The following is a 19,833-nucleotide window of genomic DNA, read 5'->3' as shown; positions in this document are numbered from 1 at the left end:
CCGGGGCCGGGCTGCTGTGGTTCTCCTACTCGGCCGTCTTCGTGCTGGCCGGGGTGGGGGCGGCCGTGGGCCTGCGGGCGCTGCGGCGCGGGGGCCTGCGCGCCCTGCTGGGGTACGCCCCGGCCTTCGGCCTGTGGCTGGCCTCCTTCGCGGCCGTCTACGCCCTCTTCCTGGGCCGCTACCAGGACTCGGCCTGGCTCACCCTCTTCTTCGAGAAAGTCTACAGTGCCTTTATGCCTTTCCCTCCTTCATCTACCGAGGACCTGAATTGGTTTCTGCATAAGGTCAATGCACTGGTGAAGCATCCATTGGGGCAGAAAATCAGGTTTGCAGGCCCTTTTGGGTTTGTATTAGTTCAGCTTCGGTTCCTTTCTATGCTGCTCCTGGGAATGGGACTGGTATTTATGGCCCGAAAAAAGTTTTTAAAGTTCAGCGTTCTGTTTTTCCCGGTGCTTTTGACGCTTGTTGCCTCAGGGTTGAAGTTTTATCCCTTCCATGAACGGTTTGTGCTGTTTCTGGCCCCCATGCTTTTCTTGTGGGTAGGCTACGGAGCACAGATCGTTCAAGAAGCTTTGCCTAAGAAAATTCCTGTGAAGTTGCTGGTTTGCGTGTTCTTGTTGGCTGTTCCGGTTTGGAATGGGGTAAGGGAAACCTTGAACACCAATGCCTTCTATAAAAAAGAAGCAAACAGGGAGGCACTTTTGTTCATCAATGAGCGGTTCAAGGAAGGAGATACAGTGTACATTTACTGGAATATGTGGCACGCCTACCTTTACTACAAAGAAGCGTATGACTTAAAATTCACGGCAATTGAAGGTGAAGACCTGAAAGGCATTTCTGCAAACAAGGAAGAGTATCTTCAGAAATTAGATCCTGCTCTTCAACAGGTTTCGGGGGGGCAGCGTTTGTGGTTCCTGTACCACACCCATGTACGTAATAACATTGGTGGCTTTGTGGGTCAACCCGCCTGGTACTTTCAAAAAAGCTATATTCCCGGTCTAACTTTAGAAACTGTTTTCTCAAGGTTTGGTGACAAATTGGAAGAGCGGTTTGAAGAGAAGGAAACTGTAGTCTCGGCTTTCAGCTTGAATCCTTGAAGATTTCCTCTAATCCCTCCATAACTTAAATCTCTCCGCCAAAAATAAACCCGAAGGTCTTAAATATGGATCTTTGCCCAGAAAGAGGGGCTATCAAAGGTTAAGACTTAAGTTTTAGCCTTTGATAGCCCCTCTTTCTTTGTGGACAAACTTCCACTTTTTGCAGTAAACTACAAGGGTGTCCAGATGTATTGTAATTCACTAACCCTCACGAGCCAAGGTCGCCAGAGAGAAATGTTTTCCATTTTGTTTATCTTGAATAGCCACCGCCTTACAAGAGGTTGTGTTTTAGCTTTCTGACGGGGAAAAGAGATTCATCAACTGGTTTAGTATTGGGTGCTAGCTTCTCATTATTGAATTGCAGCAACTGCAGGAAGTTCTTTCTGACTTTGAAGTACTTTCTATAGCCAAACAGCCTAGTTTTATACCCTAAAAACAGCAACTTGTTTATCTTGGCCTCTTCGGAAGTTGGGTCTAAACCTACCTTCTGGATGGTTAATCGGGCTATTTCCTGCATGTAATAGAGAAAACCCTTGATAAACCGATAGTTGAAGGTGAGCTCAGACCTGCTGCCTTGGTTGATCAGGATATTATAGGCATCCAGTACCTCGAAACAAGAAGAGCTTTCTTTCAGATAGCGGAGGTAATATTCCCAGGTTTGGCGCTCCTTTACCATGAAGTGCATAAAGGTGAGCCGCTCATCATACCAGATGTCATAGCCAAGCAGAGCCAAGGCATAGCAGATTTCATAATCTCCTCCCGAACTGAGGGCTGAGGCAAGACGGTCGGTCAGAATAGGGGTGTACCCGATTCGGAAAAGCTGGTCATAAGCCGATTTCCTTAGCACGCTGCCCGCTCCGTAGACGGTGTTTTTTGCTACTTTCCCTGACTCGGGGGCTTGGTGTCCATTGGCAAACAGGCGCAGTTGGGTGGCGAAGTAAGGAGGCTCCTCTTCGTACACCAAATCTCCATAGCCGCCTAATACCCCAATGTTCGGATGCTCCTCCATCAGATCATAGGCCAGATTCACGTAATTGGGGCTTAACCAATTATCGTCATCACACAGGAGAATATAATCGTATTGGGCATGCGCATACCCCAACTCCCGGGCAAACGTAAGCCCGGGCTTGGCTTGATGCAGTAACGAAAAGCGCACCGGATTGCTGTGCTTCTGCCATTCTTCTTTGACAACCCTTGCGGTATCATCTGTTGAAGCATTATCAACGATGATCACCTCCCAGGGTACATCCGGTCGAACCTGTTGCAGAGCAATATGCCGCAAAGTTTCAGGAAGAAGCTTCGCGCCGTTATAGGTGCAGATGACAATTGAGACCCCGGCTTTCATGATCTATTAAGGGCTATTTTCAAGTACACTTTTGCGATTCCCCAAAGCAGGGGAACATCCAGGTGCATGCCTACCGCATTCCTGATCTGGGCTTTTACCCCGTCTTTGTGATGCGCTGTTTGCCAAACCTGATTTGCCACTCTGATGCCGTAATGGGCATAGAATTTCTTTGATTTCTGAAGTACTTCTTTCTTGTGCTCTTCTGGCAGCATCTCCTGAATCAATTTCATCACCTGCAGCATGTCTTCAGAATTTTGCCCGGTCAAGAACTTGTTGCTGGAGATGGAACTGAAATGCTTACGGTAGTCGGCCAGGATTTCAGGAGTGTAGGCAAACGGATAGTTCCTGGCGATTCTTACCCACATTTCCCAGTCTTCACCATAGGTCAGTCCGTAGAAACTGCCCAATTGCTCATAAACGTTGCGCCGCACCACCGTGGCCGCGTACTGCGAGGGATTTCGGATAGCAGCCTTGATCAGCCAGTTTTCCAAGATTCCTTCCTTTTCTGTTTCCAGGGTTTGGTTGTACAGGAATTCGCCTTTCTCGTTTATGTACCGGAACCGGCACATAGCTGCTCCGGCTTCAGGGAATTGCTTGAAAAGGCCACCCATTCTTTTATAAAAGCCACCCAGTACCCGGTCATCGCCATGCAGCAAATGCACCAATGTTCCTTGCGCCCGATTGATACTGGTTTCAAAGTTCCGGAGGCTTCCTACGTTTTTCGGTTGCCGGTAATATTTTACCCTTCCTTTTCCTATCTGTTGTACCAACTCTTCCACAGAGGCATCGGTGCTGGCATCATCAATAACCTCTATTTGCATTTCATCTTCCGGAAACCCTTGCATCAGAACACTTTCCAGGGTTTCGGGTAAATAAGAAGAACAGTTATAGACCGGGATCATAACAGACCATAGAGGCCTCTTTGTACCGGTGGGCACAGGCAAAATGGTAGGCGGAGAAGATGGAATCCTTGTAAGCACAACTAAATATTTAGTGAACAGAAGTCTGCAGGTCTAAAATAACAAGCCTCTATTCTTTGAACGTATTCTGGTGTTTCGTTTTCAGCATGCTTTTCTCAAAACAGGCTGAAACCCCTTTGGTAACTATTATCTGCTGCTCTCTTTTGGTGCTCTTTAATTTTCAAACAAGCTTCATTTTTTTAGGCCAGAAGCCGTGAAAAGACGAAGTGGAATAAAGGAGAGCAGCGCAGGTTTTTCCTTAAGTTTCAGGAAACGTTTTTCAACCAAATGCCAACTGACATAAGCCACTAAAACGGTGAAAAGGACTGATATCAGGAATAAGGAAATCGGGTTCAGGTATTCTCCCCAGAAATGCAGCACCAATTGCTGAATAGGCCAGGCGTACAGGTAGGTGCCATATGAAAAGTCACCGTACTTTGAGAATTTAGTGAACTGGGCTTTAGGAAAATAGGCCAGATAAAAGATCAGGTAGGTAAGGGCAAAAGGGGCAATCAGGCGAAAACCCTCGCCCCAGAGGGAAGTTGCTACCAGGCTGAAAACAGTAATCATAAGCAACCACGAGTTTCTGGCAACCCTTTCTCTGAATACGTAAGCGCAGCATCCGGCAAAAAAGAAGGAGAAAAAGCGCGGGAAATAGACCGGATGACTAATGATTCTTCCTCTGTATCCTTCCCAAAGAAATAGGTCAGCCGCCTCTTGTAAAACCAGCAGGGAATAAGCCGTCAGAAAGAACGCAAGGACTATCCATTTTCTCTTGAAAATGTTGAAAAAGGCGATAAATGGAATGGCTAAGTAGCAAATGAATTCATATTGGATGGTCCAAAGAGATTCATTGATCTGGTTGGGAAGAGGCGAGGCCGTAAAACTACCGAAAGCCTTTTGAACCTGTAAGGTAGCAGTGTTCAGCAGGAAAAGTTTTTCACTGAAGGAGTCAAAATAGGGCATCAGGTTTCCCCAGGGATGTTCCTGGTCAATGGTGCCTAAAGGTCCGAAAAGCAGCATGCTGATGGCGAAAGCCACCACAAAACCGGGGTATATTCTCAGAATCCGCTTTTTCAGAAACTCCAGAGAGGTAGTGCTGTTCCTGAAGCTATGTAAGATCAGAAAGCCGCTGATGATAAAAAAACCGTCTACCGCAATACCCCCCAAATCCACCTGGTTTTTGGAAAAGATCATGAAAGGCTCAGTGTCTACTACTTTTCCGTGATAGATCACATAACTGTGGCTAAAGATGACCGTTACCGCCAGCAGAAACCGGAGCAAATCAAAATTATTTGCCTTCAGGTTGGAACCTATGAGTAACTCCTTTTCCAATGAAATTATGATTTATAGCAACCAGCCGGATGCCATGGTGAAGTGTTATTTGATTTAGAATCGGCTTTAAAGCCATTTTCTGGGTTTTAAGCCTAAAATGGCCTTTTATTAAAATATCTTGGTTTGTCTTTCTTTAGGTTAGGGTATGGTTTAAATGCCTTTAAAGATGTCTTATTTTATAAATTACTTATTTCTTATTAAATGCTTATACCTGATACTTGAGGTCAATTTTTACAGGTCTATCCCTTCTGCATAAAGTAAACAGGAGGGAGGATGCTTTATATTCTTTTTAGAGAGAGGAAGCTTTTTAATGCTTTTCTCAATCACCCGAAATCGCGAATAGATTGTGCTGAGCGCAATTTCTTCGATACTTTAAATTTAAAGATAAAATTTGAACTTAGGTAATGAAATTTATTGAAATTTTCACTTTTGATGGGAGAGCTTTGCAACAAGCAAACGGGTTAGAAGCTTAAGATGCCCCACCCGAACCAGAAACATTACCGCTTCTGGTTTCGGCAAAAGCCTGGCAAAGGCTAAAACCATAAACCTTTCCTTGTAATAAGCTGCTTCTTTTATAGCTTCTACATCACGGTTAACGTTCTCTTTGGCAAGGATTTTTTGGTTTAGAAAACCCAATTCCCTGATGCATTGCGCAAGGCTGCTTACCCGGTGTTTTTGGGGTAGTTTTGTAAAATCATGCTGAAAATACCGCAGGTAATTTTCGGGAATGGTATAGGTTTCCCCGGCGTAATACCTAAGGTTTCTGAGCACCTGGTCTTTCTGGGCTTGGTCATATTCCTTCTTCTTCAGGACCTGATGCAGGCTTTGACCAGTGACGCGGTAGTCCAGCAGGACTTGGGGGAGATTGTAGATTTTGTGGTTCCGGGCAAGTTGCCAGAAGAGTTCGTAGTCTTCTGAGTACGCCGTTGTGTACATGCCTGCCTCCTCCACCGCCTTCTTACGGTATAGCACGGTAGGGTGGTAAATCCAGCAGATGAAGTTGAGGTTGTAGTACAGGAACCTGCTTTCAAAAGTGTCCTGCCGGATAGTTTCGCCGGTTTCAGAGATCACCCGCACCAAAGAAGATACCATGGCACAATCCTGATGGGCCTGCATGTAGGCATACTGCTCCAGAAGGCGAGTAGGATAGGCGATGTCATCGGCATCCATGCGGGCAATCAACTCAGATTGGGCAAGTTGGATGCCCCGGTTCAACGTAGGCGAAATCCCTGAATTCTGCTCGTTCTGGTAAAATCGGATCCGGGGATCATCGTAGGACCGGATGATGGCCAAACTCTGGTCAGTGGAACCGTCGTCTATGATCAGAAACTCGAAATCCTGGAAAGTCTGGTGTAAGATGCTCTCTATGGCTGCGGCCAGAAACTTCTCTGAATTGTAGACTGGCATTAAGACCGTGATGGCAGGCATACTTCTATTGGTTACTCCGAGACTTGGAAACTAAAAACGCTTCAGTTTTCTGAGCAGTTTATGGGAAAGGAAGTACAAACGGGGGAATTCATAGGGAAACAGCGCCTTCTGAAGCAGTGATCGGGTGGTTTTGTCCTGAATCTGTTCTTTCTGGAGATACTCCTGCAACCAGTGCAGGAAGAACTTCCGGACGGCGTGGTATTTGCCGTCGGCGTGCACGCTAGAAACAATGGACTCGGGGCGCTGGCGGTAGCGGTTGTTGCAGGCCGAGGAAACGTATACCTTCTCTTTGAGGTACATCTTGCTCAGAAAGGCCTGGTCTTCATAAAGCCCGTATTCCTTCCGAAAAGAATCCTCAAAACCGCCTAATCTCCTAAACGCTTCCGTTTCCAGGATCAGTCCGGAGGGTACCGGCGCGGCTCCTTTGCCCAGTGGGTACAGATGCTCCAGTAAAGCGGGGGGATCATAGGTTTTGTCCTGGGGGGCACCCACCGCAATAGAAACATTCTCTTTTCCGTCATCTTCCCAGCTATACCAGTACTCAGAGGCTTCCGCGATCATGGCTACTTCTGGGTGTTGCTTAAAAATGGCTACCTGGTTTGCCAGCTTGCCGGGTAACCAAACGTCATCGGCATCCAGGATAGCTACGTATTGTCCCTTGGCCTTGCTTAAACCATAATTCCGGCTGGCGCTTAGGCCTTTGTTCTGATGGCCGGAATGCTCATAGTAGAATACCTTGCCCGGAAAACGTGCTGCAAAGTCCTTGGCCAGGCGGGTGCTCTTGTCCGTGGACCCATCATCCACTAGAAGCAATTCCCAGTGGTCGTACTCCTGCCGAAGCACACTTTCAATGGCTTCGGTAAGAAAGCGCTCCTCGTTCAGAAAAGCGATGATGACAGAAACAAGGGGTGAAGAAACGGTACTCATAGGCTTCGTAAGAAAAAGTCACCAGCTACGCAGGGTAGCACTAAACGCCGGGGCAGGTACATTCTTTACCTGGTATCTACCTAACCGGAAGGGGTGCGCGTGTTTGTCAATTGATTTTTCTTCGGTGGTAAAGGCGGCCTTGAACTTCAGGCGGGCCACCGATGCCAGGGTGTCAGCGTTGTAATTCCCAAAGGGATAGGCCATCAAATTAACAGGTTGACCTGTGGTTTCCCGAAGGAAGGTCTGGTTTTCGGTCATTTCCCGGGTTTGGTAACCCGAGTCATGAAAGGCCAGGGCCGGGTGAGATACGGTGTGCGCTCCTATCTCTATAAGAGCGCTCTGCCCCAGTTCCTGTAACTGGTTTAAAGACATGCTTTTTAGTTCCGGCAGGGTTTCACCGGTAGGGGCAGCCCAATCCCGTATTCTTTGTAGAACCTCCTGTTGCGCCTGGTAGGAGAGAGGCTTCAAGTGCTGCCAAAGGGAATAGAACAATTGGGCCCGTTTGGTAGGAGGCGCCTCATCGCAGGCTTTCCAGGAAGTGTGTTTCAGCCTTATTTCAGCTGTCAAATACGTCTCCTCCCTCAGATCGACGGTTTCAAGGGAATCCAAGCCTTGGAAGGAGGAGGGTAGTTGCTCGGTGAACAAAATCAACTGCTCCAGCTCGTCCCACCAGAAAGGTGTTTCCTGCCCGATATTGCCAGAAGAGATAAAAAACGTTGCGGGCAGATTATATTTCTCCAGCAGCGGTTTTGCCACGGTGAAATTGTCTACATACCCGTCATCGAAGGTGATGGCCACACTGTTTCGTTTAATTTTTCTGGTAGCCACCCGCTCTGCCATTTCCGATAAAGGAATCACGTGACACTTCTTCTGCAGGTAAGCGAGTTGCTGCTCAAAATTGGAAGGGCTCACGGCTATATCCCAGATATCTGACGCGGGGTCAGCGATCCGGTGGTACATGAGCACCGCCGCCCTGTTGGTGAAAAGCTTCTGGTAGATATGGTGGAAACGTGCTCTCAAGTGTCTCAGGCTTTTACAGCTTTTACCGTGTTGATGACCTGGTATTGCGGGTCATATTTGTCCAGCTCGGCTTTGGAAAGCTCGGGCCTTCCCATGCCGTAAAGGAAAGCAGAGGCAGACAGCACATTTCCATAGGAACCAACTTCCACTTTGCCTCCGGGGAAAGAATCGGCCATGATTCTGCGCAGGACCCTGTCAGTGAACGCCCAGTACCAGATGGCTCCCCATTCGTCTTTGTCAATGGAGGTAATGTACGGCACGGTGAGCAGCAAGGTCCCGCCGGGCTTTAAGATTCGGTGGCAGGTAGCGAGGGCCGCCTTGAAATCATAGATCAGGTGCAGCGTTTGGGTTAAAACAATGCAGTCAAAACTATTATCCGGGATCTGCGGAGCATCGCTGATATCCCCGATGATAGTTGCCATGGGGTTTTTGTCATTCACGTGGAGAATGTCGCTTTTGGTGACATTTTTTCCCCCAAAGTGCAGGGTATACTCATTGTCCCCAATTTCTAACACCCGGCCTGAGATGGAGGGAGCCTCCTTCTTTAGAAAGTTCTCAATATAGTACCTGTCTACCGGCCCCCCACGGTCATACCCGAATTCCCGGCTAAGGGGAGCAGTACGGCGGAGGTCTCCCAGGGAGACATGGCCTACGGCTGGCAAATGGTTTTGGTACAGCCCCACCCTGTTCAGCCATCTTAGTCCAAACGAAGGGGTCGTCTTTTTAATAATCGATTTGAGCATATTCACTTTCCTTAAATAATATTTTATAAATAACCCAGGCCGGTGTTGCCAAAGGGTCAAGAGGCTTTCTTTTGGGGGAGATGTGGGTTCCGAGATGGATCTGGCGTATAACTGGCGGCAATAATACTCTTTCCAGACCTGTTGCCCTCTAGAATAAGCGGCTTGTTCGGCAACGGTTTTTAGTACGTTTTTTTGCCGCCTCAACACCATCAGCACCGAGGAAAGCATCCTTGGAATGTTCCCCGACATGTTTTCGGTATGGAGCCGATAGGCCGCAATCTTCTTGGTATGGTGCGCCACAGGGTGTTTCCGGGCTATTTTTAGGTAGATATCGTAGTCTTCGCAGCTTTTCAGGGAGGGATCAAACAGTACTTCGTCAAAGATCCATCTTCTGTACATCACCGTGGCGTGCATACCAATGTAATTGCCTTGCAGCAGTTGCTGGTAGTGGTCTTTGGGTACCTCCCAGATTTCTTCCCGGATGGTTCCTTCCTGCTCAAAGACTTTGTCATGCGCCCCAGAGACGAAAGCCAGCTTTGGGTTTAGTTGCAGAAAAGCCACGTTGGTGGCCAAGGCATCTGGGAGAAGCCAGTCATCGGCATCCAGGAAAACCAGAAGTTCTCCGGTAGAGTGTCTGATTCCGGTATTTCTGGCGGCTGAAAGGCCCTGGTTTTCCTGATAGATGTATTTGACACCTTCCAACGCCTGGGTCTCCCGGCGGGTGGTATCTACCGACCCATCGTCTACCACAATGATTTCTATAGTCGGGTAGTCCTGTTGCCAGATACTCTGCACCGCCTCCCGCAGGTATTTTCCATGGTTATAGCACGGAATCACCACCGAAACCAAGGGAAGGGCCGTTTCGGGCTGTTTCCCATAGCTCGGGATCGTTTCGGGTGCTTTTTGTAGAATCTGGGCCATAAACGCAAGGGGCTGCTTTACTTTCAGGGAGTAACTTCTATTGCTGCCTTTAGGGATTTGCTGGGTGCCGTATGTTGCTTGGGTGAAGTGGAGGCTTCGCGGTTTCTGAGGTAAAACCGATACCCCGAAACTATCCCCTTGACTTCAGACCAAAGTGTACTGGTGCGGTACCGGTACCTGGGAAATCCCCTGAGCGCCAGGAAAACATAGTATTTGGGGAAAACACGCCATAAACGCCTTTTGTAGTTGGCCTGTTGTTGTTGTTCCTGTTGCAGCAAGGCCGCCGTAGTGAAACCACGCATGTAGAAGAAGATCTGTTTCTGCAGGCCGCTGAGTTCTTTCCGGTGCTCATGGTACACAATGGCTTTGGGGTTGTAGTGGATGGTATGGCCCTGCGCCAGAATCCGGAACCACATCTCAGAGTCACCATTGCAGCCGGCAGCTCCTACGTCCAGCAGTTCATCAAAGTAGCCAACCTCCTCAAACACCGATTTCCGAAAAGCCATGTTGGCTCCGGCCCCAATTTCCCAAACCGGAGGTCCCAGGGCGAGATTTTTTTGGAAAAAATTGGCATCATACCATTTACCCTGGTACCCTCGGTTAAAACTCCAGTGTTTCTCAAAGATGAATTGGGCCTCGGTTTGCAGCTCGGCGGCAATCACCAAGCCCGTCATGGCGGCGGTTTCAGGATTTTGGAACGTCTCCCAAACCCGGTACACCCAAAGTGGATGTACGGTAACATCATCGTCTACGTACGCCACAATAGGAGCGCTCGCTTTCTTTACACCCGTATTTCTGGCAATGTCCAGTCCCGCCCGGGGTTCCTTCACATACAATACCTCTTCAAACCGACGCACCACCTGTTGGCTGCTGTTATCTGACGGGGCATTGTCCACCACTATCACTTCTACAGGCAGGCACTGCAGTTCCCGCAGCCTGATGAGGCATTGTTCCAGCTGGACTGATCGGTTTCGGGTGCAAATAACCACCGAAACATCCACCTTGCTGGGAAGGGGTTTCGGGAGTGTTTTCGCGAAAACACCTTCCATCCAGGCAGCCCAGTCTGCAGAGTTTCCGTTCTCCAGCCACTGTACCCAGTTGTCCTGAAGACCTAAAGCCGAGGCATATTGATTTACCGCCGGCCGAATTGCTTCGATGACTTTCAGCTTGTAAGTGGAAGAAGTTAACTCCTCCTTAGGTGCCAGGTATAGGTCTCCCAAGGCCATCTGATCCCACCAGAACACAAGGTAATGGCCATGGTCTCCATCAGTTAATTGTGGAAGAGCTAATAGCTGCCTATCCAGGGGAATATGGGCGATATGGTACGCAGGATGTGATTTCATGGCAGTTGGGGTTCTTCCTGGATAACCAATTCTTTCTGCTCAATATGGAACGGGAACGAAGGGCGCACGGCCCCCATCCATTTCCCGAACCATTTAATGTCGCCGCGGTAATCTTCCAGCTCAAAGGCCAGGCATTCTTCATGGTAGAAAAGATTCACAGAGGTGTCTTTCACCACAATTAAAGAAATGTAGTAAGAACCGTCGTTCAGGAAGTTTCCCGGAATGGTGCATTCGCCTTCCACAATGCCTTTCTGGCAAGAAACCGTAGGAGAGGGGATATCGAAAATGCATTCTCCGCCATAGGAAAACAGGTGGAGTCCAACGCTTAGGGCCTGATCGTCTACCAGGTTCCAAAGCTGGAATTTCACCGTGAGGGGTGTCCTGATATCCAATGGGGCATCCAAATCGCTTAAATGTGGAATCAGCCTAATGCTTTTAAACCGCACGAATTCGTTTCCGGGAGCCTCCACCATGTTACTCCAGCTATGGTGCAACTGAAATTTCTTTACTCCCTTCAGGTAATTGTTGATGACAGTAGAAGCCGGACCGGTTTCCATTAGCCTGCCTTTCTGGAGCCAGAGACCATGGTCACATAAACTGCCCACCGCCTGCATGCTGTGACTCACGAAAAGAATGGTGCGGCCCTCGCTTTTAGAGACGTCCCGAACTTTCCCCAGGCATTTTTTCTGGAACTCGGCATCTCCTACGGCCAGCACTTCATCAATGATAAGAATGTCTGGTTCCAGGTGGGCGGCTACCGCGAAGGCTAACCGCACGTACATCCCTGATGAATACCGTTTCACGGGAGTATCCAAGAACTTCTCTATTCCAGAGAAATCCACGATCTCGTCAAACTTGGCGTTGATTTCCCTTTTGGTCATCCCCAGGATGTAGCCGCTCAGAAAGATGTTTTCCCGGCCGGTAAGTTCCTGGTTGAAGCCGGTGCCCACTTCCAAAAGGCTGCTGATCTTCCCTTTGCCCCGGATCACCCCTTTCGTAGGTTTCACAATGCGGGAGATGATCTTGAGCAGCGTGGATTTTCCGGCTCCGTTGTTTCCAATAATGCCCCAAACCTCACCCTGTTTTATCTCGAAGGAAACGTCCTGTAGAGCCCAGAAGGCTTTTTGACCTTGGTTTGAGGCGGATGTTTCTTCAGAGGTCTGCGGATAGTAAAATGAATCCTCTTTCTTCAGCACAGAGGTGTTCCACCAGCGGCTCAGGTCTTGCTTGATGGTCCCGGTGCCAATGGTCCCCAACTGGTAAACCTTGGAAAGATTCTCTACCTGAATGACTACTTCTCCCATACTATACCACGTCAATGAGTTTGTCTCCTTGTTTATTGAAAACCAGGAGGGAGATGATCAACAGGAGAAACGTAACCCCTACACTATACCCCACATTCATGGGGGAGATGACTCCCTCGCCTAACAGCGATAGCCGGAACAACTCAAAATAGGAAGTAAGCGGATTGAACTGAACCACCCATCTAACCTCCGCCGGAACAAAGTTCACCGGGTAGAGCACGGGGGTTAGGAACATAAGTAACCGCACGCCAAAGGTGACCAGGTTTACAATGTCTCTGTATTTGGCGGTCACCACCGAGAACGTAAGACCCAGGGCCAAACCGGTAAGTCCTACCAACACAATGGTGACCGGCAGGGTGACTATCAGAAAGGTGACAGGAAATGCATAGTCCTTCATTACCACATAGTAGGCGATCATGGCCAAAAGCATGATGAACTGAATGGCAAAGCGTAGGAATTGGGTTCCTAATTGTGAAAAGGGGATGATGAGGCGGGGAAAATAAACCTTACTGAAAATCTGGGCATTTTCCCGGAACACGAACGAGGTGCTTAGAAAAGTGTCATTGAAGAAATTCCATAAGACAATCCCGGAAAGGTAAAAAAGGACCGGCGGGAGCGCACCAGTAGAAACCCCAATGAGCTTGTTGAAGACAAGAATATACGTGGCAAGGGTAAGCAACGGTTGAAAGAGAAGCCACAGGGGACCCAGGATGGTTTGCTGGTAATTCAACAAGAAATCTTTCCGGATCAGGCTATACGATAGGTGCCGATAATGCCAAAGTTCCTTGAAATCTATTCCCCAGTAGTGCGTACTGGCGTTTATCTCCCAGTCCCATTGTACTCTCCCTACCTTGTTGTGAAGCATACTCTAACTTAAAAGTAGTAATAAGAATATAGCAAAAGACTATAAATTCTTATGTTTTTATGTAATAATATAATTTACTTCCGATAAATATACATAAAGTAATTTATAAATGGATGAAATTAATAAAAAAATAAAATAATCTTATAAAGGATTGGGAAGTATGAGGTTGGGTGTGACTTGGTATACTTCAGTTTTATGCTTGAATTAGCCTGTAACCATCTATTTCAGTAGTTCTTGTAAGGCTTAAACGGAAAGAACCTTTTTCTAGGGTTGCAAAGAAAACACAATTCATGAGCGGTAAATGAAGCCCCAACTTTCTTTGATGGAAGTAATAAAGGGGAGTGCCCAAGCTTCTGGTTCAGGTTGGGCAGTCTCTTATTGCAATTAGATGCTGGTTGTAGGAATGAGGCGGTAAAAAAAGTAAGTGGTGGAGTTGAAAAGGTAAGCAGACCTAAAACTGACTGAAGGAAAATTTTCCTTCAGAGGAAACCGTAGGTTTGTGCTTTAAGCTTTGTTTTCCAAAACTACCTCTAAAACAAAATGGACTGCTGAAAACCTTTGTAGGGCAAGGGAGGGTTGACAACCCTTAAAAAGCTTCTTTCCCTAATCTTCATTTCAAATCAGATTGGAGGGGTACCAAAGTTCTTAAGTAGAAATTTTAATGCCTTGACTACGTGTAGTGGTTTATACCATATGTACATTCAATGAGCTAAAAAGATTGGTTACAATTGCGGAACAAACATAAACAAGTTTTATACAGAGCCTGAACGCTGGTTCTGTTAAAGCTTGGTTACATATCCTGGGGGTCTTTGTCTGAACGGGAAAGCGTTGCGGACTGGGTTTTCTGGAGATTAACCTTTTGGGTGAGCTCGGCAATTTTCTGCTCCAATCGCTCCTTTTCGGTTCTTAGCTCCTCTACCAGGTGCCTGTTTGCCTGCCGTTGCTTGAGTTCTTCCACAGCGGTTTCCATGATGTTCTTCAGGCTTTCTTTTTCCCAGGGTTTCAGAATGTACCGGTAGATTTTGCCACTGTTAATGGCATCCAGAATGGAGGCCGTATCGCTGTGGCTGGTCAGGATGATTCTGATCAGGTCTCGGTCCTCGGGGAGGCTTTTCAGAAACTGCACCCCCGTCATCTTAGGCATCCTTTGATCTGTTATCACCAGAGAAATAGATTCACTGTTCAGGATTCTGAGCCCTTCCTCGCCAGACATGGCGGTAAAAACCTTGAAATACCGCCGAAAGGAAGATTTGAAGACCACCAGATTGTCTTCTTCACTATCAATGTAAAGGATACCCGGTTTTTCTGGGATTTCCTCGGTAGAAGTGGTAGTATTTGTTGGAGCGTTAGGGACCATGCCTTTGGTGCTTATAATAGTTTTATTCTGAGTTATGTTCTTGCATCTTCGTTCGCGCGCAACTGAGGATAGAATCCATTGCGAGAAAAGAAGGTCGATTTTGGGGGCATTCCGGCTAAGAAAGGCAAGTTCAGGCTTGAAAAGCCAGTTTTACTTCCCTTTGCGGTAGTTGCTGGTCAGAGAGCCGAAGGGCTACGCCAGATAGTGCTATGTTTTCTTCAGCGATTTCTGGTGGAGAGAAAAAATATAGGCTCCTCTTCTACGTTCTTCATACAGGCATCTTCTATCATTCTCTGAAGTGATAAGGTCGTAATCATTCTTTGCGTGGTTTTAAGGAGCACTAAAATAGTGTCCTGCCAATGGTCGTCAGAATTAGGTCTTAGTGATTGAAATATGAAGGTAATAGTAAAAAACTATTCTTTATAAAAAAGTTGTGCAAATTTTTATAAAATTTATTCAATAAGTTGATTCGGCCCGAGGAACACATAATTTAATTAATAGCTCCAAGCGTAAGAAGTGGAAGGTGCTGCACCCTTCTATTCTCCAGATCAAAATACGGAAGCTGTTCATTCTATATAAAAGAAGGAGTACCTACCACAGGAGGAGAAATTCAGGTAAAGGGCAAGAGAAAGCATGTCTCAAATTAGGAGAAAATGGAAGATGAGGCCCATCCGTTAAAGGGCAAGAGCAGAGAGCCTACTTCTTATCTATAATATAAAGGAGGTTTCGTTGAGCGGACCTCCTTTTTTAATGCCCTTTAATGAAGAAAACAGGAAAACTGCCTGAAAACAGGGTCAGATGTCTTCCTTGCTTAAACCGCTAGTCTGAAAGGCTGCCGCTTCGTTGTAATTCTAAAGCCCGGTTGCGCAACTCCTGGACCATGATGGGAGAGACCCCTCGTAAAAGGTAGAGGGTAGTGCCCTGTTCCCGGGCAAAGGCAGTTTCAATGGCCCCCACGTTAACTACCGACGAAAAATATTGTTTCTCTTCCTCCCGTAAGGGTTGTTCTCCCGCGGTTTTAACCAGGATGATGGCTTTTATTTCTTGCTGAATCGGGTACCAATGGATATAATCGGCATTGAAAGAATAGGCTGGGGGCAGAGGGCTTTTGTCGTAGAAGTTGATGGCACCGGCTTGGCCGTAATTTTCACAGAGTACCAATGTATATGGCTTCTCCGCGTCAGGGATTTGGGAAAAAGCCAGTTGGGCTTTGGCGGTGAGTTCCTGCCAGCCGAGCATGTCGGCGAAGTCCTGCGGCAGCGGATGGTCCTTGCCGTCTTCCCACTTCAGGAGGTTGAGCTTTTTGAATTTATCGGCTTTGGCCTGAATTTCAACGGGAGAAAGAAGCGGGAAGATCACGTTCACCAGCAGCAGAAACAAGGCAAGGTTCAGCCCTATCCACAGCGGACGGGTAGAACGTTTCCAACCCTCCCGGAAAAGGTGTTCCCAGTAAACACTCCCAAAGACCAGCAAAATCGGGTACAATCCGATGGTGTAGTAACTCTTGGCACGCAGGAAGGTGAACACCAGCATAGAAATCCAATAGGTCAAGGCAATAAACCGATAGGGCTTAAACGGCGCATACCGCACAAACCCTACCATGGCCCCGATTAGCAGAAAGACCGAGCCGAAAAAGAACAGCAACTGGTCTTGCCAGAAATCGGCCCGGTTCACATGTTGCAGTTGGGTAGCACTGAGTTCCTGCATGTGCCTGATCACGGGAAATTGGTGAGTAAACTGCCAATAAAGATTAGGGAAAACCACCAGCAGCGCTAGCAAACCCCCGAGGTAAAGATACCGGTTCTTAAAAATACCGCCCTGGCCCGAAAGCAACAACCCCGGAATTAACCCGATTACCAGAAAGACAATATTGTACTTGTTCAGAAACCCTACTCCTACGATCAAACCCAACCAAAGCAAAGGCAGCGGCCGCTGAGTGCGGATATGTCTTATCAGAAGATAGAAAGTGAGCGTCCAGCTGAGGATATCAAAGGAGTTCGGCTGGAACAGCATGTTGATGCGCAGCAGCGCAGAGATAAGCACCGCCATTCCCGCCAAAAGCCTGGCATACAAGCCTCCGCCAAGTTCTTCTACCGTTTTCCAGACCACCACTATGGTCAGTGCCCCAAAAAGGGCCGGGAAAAACCGCACCCAGAATACCGTGTTTCCTAAAGCTTTTACAAGCCAGGCTACCCAGGAAGTAAAAGGAGGCACGGAAAGATATCCCGCTGCCAAATGGTTGGCCTGATCCAGGTGCAGGTACTCGTCGCGGTGTAGATCATAGCTAGAATCAACCAGTGCATATTGCAGGGCAAACTTTAGTAAGATCAGGAGGCCTAGCAGAAGCCAATGAATAGAGGTAGAAGTGGAGCGCATCATCCGGTAGGTTAGCGCCTAAAAGTATTGATTTAAACCGAATCTTACTTAGGTAACAACGATGTAACCAGCTTTGTAAGTCGCTACGGAAACTTAACGCGACTTCTGATCCCAACCCATAAAACCGATGCATTGTGTTTTAGGGCTGTTTTCAGAAAAGGAGCCTCTAATCAGCAGGATAGCGAAACTAACCTAAGAGGAGGAAGAGGCCTTGTTCTTATCCCTCGAAGGGAAAGGTTTGGTGATAACCCGATTGTGATTCCTTTTTGGTTACAAAGAACTGAACCAGGTTTTAAGGCCGGTTTGACAAAAAGAGTGCTAAAGCCCTTTTATTTTTTTTACTAAACAAACCGATAGACCACCAGGCTAACCATTATAATGGCGGCAACCAGGATGTGGGGCAGGAGAGTGAAACCACCTTCCACGCTCAGGCGGTTGACGGCTGCCTGCTCATTGGGTTCGGTTTGCAGAGCCCGCGTGACCCGGGCCTGGGCCTGCCGCAGGTAAAGCCAGTTGCCCAGAAAACCGATGGCGGTGCTCCAGGCTACGGTAAAGAAATTGTTGAGCAAGCCTGCGTTGGTTTGGGAGAATCCGTAGTATTTCACGGCTTGGCCCAGCAGAAAGGACTCCACAAACAAGATCAGCACCAGAATCAGCGCCTGAAGGTACATCTTGCGGTACAGCATCCAGAAAAGCCCGAAAAAGAAGGCCGCGATGTTGAACGTGAACTTGGTTCCGGCCTGGTATTGGGCCAGCTTGTTCAGGTAATAATCGGCTTCGGTGCCGAAGTAGGCTCTATAGAAATCTTCCTGGTCCTCGGCGGTTGGTTCTGGGGCATCGGGCAGCATAAGCGCGTGTTTGTGTGGGTAAGAGTAGTGCAAAGGTACAAGCCTTGGCCCATTTCGCGGTATTCGCACCCCAGGTTTCCTCGTTTTTGCCTACGGGGGGTCTGGAAAATCAAGGACTTCCCCGGCTGACCTCCAAAGGATCTGTAAAACCGGGCGAGCGTTTCAAGGTTAATTTCGGGAAAACGGGCTTAAAACCCTGTAGGGAAGCATCTGTCTTACTTATCATAATTTCAGTTCTGGAAAGTATGATTGATCCGGCGCTTGCTGCGTACAAGACTCACAGAATTACATCCCGTGGAAAAGACAGAGAGACATAGCGCCAAAAGTAAAAAGTATTGGATGGTGGCCGGAGCCATCGTGTTGGTCCTGCTGGTAGGGCTATTGGTGGTGTCTAAGAACCTGAATGCCTGGGCCGCAAAAAAACTGGTGAAGCAGGTCCATACCCAATCCAAGGGGATGTATGACCTGCGCATGAGCCACCTGGAAGTCTCCGTACTGGCCGGATCAGCCACCCTGGACTCCGTCAGGCTCATTCCTAATCCAAAGGTCTGGAAACAAATGCAGCAGCGCACTCCGGCCCAGGCACCGGCCAGTCTTTCAGAGGTAAAGGCCGCCAAGGTGCAGGTAGGTGGCATCCCTTTCCTGAAGCTGCTTTTTGGCGGAGCTTTCGGCCTGAGCTCGGTTCAACTGGAGAGCCCCGAATGGGAACTGCGGCAAATGAAGCAGGATACCTCGTCTAAACCTTTGCACGAACGGGTAGGCAAGCAGTTCAGGGAAATGGCCATCCGGGAGATCCAAATAAAAAATGGATCGTTCCGATATAGAGATAAGGCTCACCGAAAGACAGACGTGTTTTCTTTGTCTGGGGTAAACCTGAAGGCCTCTGGCGTGAAACTGGACAGCGCTTCTTTTCAGGACCCCTCGCGGGCATTTTACAGCAAGGAGATAGATCTCACGGCTAAGGAAGCGGCGTTTTCGTTACCCAATGGATTTTACAGAATCAAGACGGGCCTAAGCCGGGTGTCCACCCAGAAAAAAGAACTCATTTTCTCCCGCGTGCAACTGGTGCCTTTGCTGAGTGCGGCCGGGATGTCCAGGAAAGCAGGAATGGCGGTGACCAGGTTCAGCGTGCACGTACCAGAGGTGCGGCTAAGCAAGGTTGATTTCGCCAACTTGTCCCAGAACGCCAATTTCTATGTGGGAGGCGTGGCGGTGCAGAACCCGAGGGTGAGCGCCTATAAAGACGGCAAGCACTTCGCCTCCAAGGGGAACGGCCTCATGCCGCATGACCTGGTGCAGAAAATTCCTTTTGGGGTGAATATCCGGGAGGTCAATGTGCGGAATTTGGCCGTTCGGTACGAGGAGCTGTCTGAGAAAGCCCTCCGGACGGGCTATGTGACCGGCAGTAACATAGACCTGACCCTCACCAACCTTACTAATGACAAAAACCTTATCTCGCTGAAGAACCCCGCGGTGCTGAAAGCCCGGGGCTTTATCATGGGCAAAGCCGCCATGCAAGCCACGGTACGTCTGGCTTTGTTGGACCCCAACGGCTACCATTCTATTGAAGGAACCATAGGCAAAGGCTATCCGGCCATCCTGAACCCCATCATAGAGCCCAGCATGTTTGTGAGCGTGAAAAGCGGCTACGTGCAGAAAGGCTCCTTTAAAGTGGAGTTAACCAAGACCTCGGCCACCGGTAGGCTACAGCTTCAGTACGATGATTTCAAGGTAGACCTGCTTTCCAAGGACAAAGAGAAAAAGCAGTCGTTCGGCAAGAAAATCAAAACGCTCTTAGCCGATAAACTGGTCTTGAAATCTGACAGTGAAAATAATGGCAAAGCGCCGCGGGAAGGCAAAATTGAGGTGAAACGCAAAAGTGAACGCTCGTTCCTCACTTACTGGAAAGACTGCCTGGCCAACGGCGTGCTCTCCGTGATTGGGGCTCCCATGTAAGTTCGGGTT

Annotated in this window: 15 protein-coding genes; 2 read left to right on the top strand and 13 right to left on the bottom strand. The window is 48.2% G+C overall.

The features are described 5' to 3' along the window. Positions 1-1,097, top strand: a 1,097-nt coding sequence (locus EFB08_RS23555) for a hypothetical protein (protein WP_165864934.1), incomplete at its 5' end; no start/stop codon positions are given. Positions 1,098-1,368: 271 nt separating this feature from the next. Here EFB08_RS23555 and EFB08_RS16675 read toward each other — a convergent pair. The 13 genes from EFB08_RS16675 to EFB08_RS16610 all read right to left on the bottom strand — a co-directional run bounded on the left by EFB08_RS16675 (position 1,369) and on the right by EFB08_RS16610 (position 17,901). Beyond that, complete coding sequence (locus EFB08_RS16675) at positions 1,369-2,442, bottom strand: glycosyltransferase (protein WP_123128108.1); 1,074 nt, start codon at positions 2,440-2,442, stop codon at positions 1,369-1,371. Next, positions 2,439-3,344 (bottom strand): glycosyltransferase family 2 protein, encoded by a 906-nt coding sequence (locus EFB08_RS16670; RefSeq protein WP_123128107.1) that lies wholly within the window; start codon positions 3,342-3,344, stop codon positions 2,439-2,441. The genes EFB08_RS16675 and EFB08_RS16670 overlap by 4 nt, the downstream gene beginning before the upstream one ends. 249 nt (positions 3,345-3,593) lie before the next feature. After that, a complete protein-coding gene (locus tag EFB08_RS16665; RefSeq protein WP_165864933.1) occupies positions 3,594-4,736 on the bottom strand; it encodes an acyltransferase family protein in 1,143 nt (380 codons plus the stop codon). Positions 4,737-5,159: 423 nt separating this feature from the next. Then, positions 5,160-6,164, bottom strand: coding sequence for a glycosyltransferase family 2 protein (locus EFB08_RS16660; protein ID WP_123128105.1), 1,005 nt, complete (start codon positions 6,162-6,164; stop codon positions 5,160-5,162). Positions 6,165-6,194: 30 nt separating this feature from the next. Further along, positions 6,195-7,091: a glycosyltransferase family 2 protein gene (locus EFB08_RS16655; RefSeq protein WP_123128104.1), complete on the bottom strand. Its 897-nt coding sequence runs from the start codon at positions 7,089-7,091 to the stop codon at positions 6,195-6,197. Positions 7,092-7,109: 18 nt separating this feature from the next. Further along, complete coding sequence (locus EFB08_RS16650; protein ID WP_123128103.1) at positions 7,110-8,111, bottom strand: polysaccharide deacetylase family protein; 1,002 nt, start codon at positions 8,109-8,111, stop codon at positions 7,110-7,112. 5 nt (positions 8,112-8,116) lie between these two features. Continuing rightward, entirely contained in the window at positions 8,117-9,775 is a 1,659-nt protein-coding gene (locus tag EFB08_RS16645) for a glycosyltransferase (RefSeq protein ID WP_123128102.1), read from the bottom strand. Between the two features lie 23 nt (positions 9,776-9,798). After that, positions 9,799-11,118, bottom strand: coding sequence for a glycosyltransferase family 2 protein (locus EFB08_RS16640; RefSeq protein ID WP_123128101.1), 1,320 nt, complete (start codon positions 11,116-11,118; stop codon positions 9,799-9,801). Then, positions 11,115-12,422: an ABC transporter ATP-binding protein gene (locus EFB08_RS16635; RefSeq protein ID WP_123128100.1), complete on the bottom strand. Its 1,308-nt coding sequence runs from the start codon at positions 12,420-12,422 to the stop codon at positions 11,115-11,117. Before EFB08_RS16635 ends, EFB08_RS16640 begins: the two co-directional genes overlap by 4 nt. Position 12,423: 1 nt before the next feature. Then, the gene (locus EFB08_RS16630; protein ID WP_227006374.1) at positions 12,424-13,287 is read right to left on the bottom strand and encodes an ABC transporter permease; all 864 of its coding nucleotides are present in this window, start codon (positions 13,285-13,287) and stop codon (positions 12,424-12,426) included. A 790-nt stretch (positions 13,288-14,077) separates the two neighbouring features. Continuing rightward, positions 14,078-14,644 carry a response regulator gene (locus EFB08_RS16625; RefSeq protein WP_123128099.1) on the bottom strand — a complete coding sequence of 189 codons (567 nt, stop codon included), beginning with the start codon at positions 14,642-14,644 and terminating at the stop codon, positions 14,078-14,080. 819 nt (positions 14,645-15,463) lie between these two features. Further along, positions 15,464-17,023, bottom strand: coding sequence for a glycosyltransferase family 39 protein (locus EFB08_RS16615; RefSeq protein ID WP_123128097.1), 1,560 nt, complete (start codon positions 17,021-17,023; stop codon positions 15,464-15,466). 338 nt (positions 17,024-17,361) lie between these two features. Beyond that, the gene (locus EFB08_RS16610; RefSeq protein ID WP_125077766.1) at positions 17,362-17,901 is read right to left on the bottom strand and encodes a DUF2628 domain-containing protein; all 540 of its coding nucleotides are present in this window, start codon (positions 17,899-17,901) and stop codon (positions 17,362-17,364) included. Between the two features lie 261 nt (positions 17,902-18,162). Here EFB08_RS16610 and EFB08_RS16605 point away from each other — a divergent pair, with 261 nt between their 5' ends. Further along, positions 18,163-19,824: an AsmA family protein gene (locus EFB08_RS16605; RefSeq protein ID WP_125077765.1), complete on the top strand. Its 1,662-nt coding sequence runs from the start codon at positions 18,163-18,165 to the stop codon at positions 19,822-19,824. The last annotated feature ends 9 nt before the right edge of the window (positions 19,825-19,833 follow it).

Source organism: Rufibacter latericius, from assembly GCF_003721515.1.
GTDB classification, from domain to species: Bacteria; Bacteroidota; Bacteroidia; order Cytophagales; family Hymenobacteraceae; genus Nibribacter; species Nibribacter latericius.
This window is presented reverse-complemented; position numbering and strand designations above follow the sequence as displayed.

What these genes read in the sequence shown, in the direction of transcription:
- EFB08_RS16675 (WP_123128108.1), bottom strand. Translation starts at nt 2,442, where the DNA reads ATGAAAGCCGGGGTCTCAATTGTCATCTGCACCTATAACGGCGCGAAG.
- EFB08_RS16670 (WP_123128107.1), bottom strand. Translation starts at nt 3,344, where the DNA reads ATGATCCCGGTCTATAACTGTTCTTCTTATTTACCCGAAACCCTGGAA.
- EFB08_RS16660 (WP_123128105.1), bottom strand. Translation starts at nt 6,164, where the DNA reads ATGCCTGCCATCACGGTCTTAATGCCAGTCTACAATTCAGAGAAGTTT.
- EFB08_RS16655 (WP_123128104.1), bottom strand. Translation starts at nt 7,091, where the DNA reads ATGAGTACCGTTTCTTCACCCCTTGTTTCTGTCATCATCGCTTTTCTG.
- EFB08_RS16645 (WP_123128102.1), bottom strand. Translation starts at nt 9,775, where the DNA reads ATGGCCCAGATTCTACAAAAAGCACCCGAAACGATCCCGAGCTATGGG.
- EFB08_RS16640 (WP_123128101.1), bottom strand. Translation starts at nt 11,118, where the DNA reads ATGAAATCACATCCTGCGTACCATATCGCCCATATTCCCCTGGATAGG.
- EFB08_RS16635 (WP_123128100.1), bottom strand. Translation starts at nt 12,422, where the DNA reads ATGGGAGAAGTAGTCATTCAGGTAGAGAATCTTTCCAAGGTTTACCAG.
- EFB08_RS16630 (WP_227006374.1), bottom strand. Translation starts at nt 13,287, where the DNA reads ATGCTTCACAACAAGGTAGGGAGAGTACAATGGGACTGGGAGATAAAC.
- EFB08_RS16625 (WP_123128099.1), bottom strand. Translation starts at nt 14,644, where the DNA reads ATGGTCCCTAACGCTCCAACAAATACTACCACTTCTACCGAGGAAATC.
- EFB08_RS16615 (WP_123128097.1), bottom strand. Translation starts at nt 17,023, where the DNA reads ATGATGCGCTCCACTTCTACCTCTATTCATTGGCTTCTGCTAGGCCTC.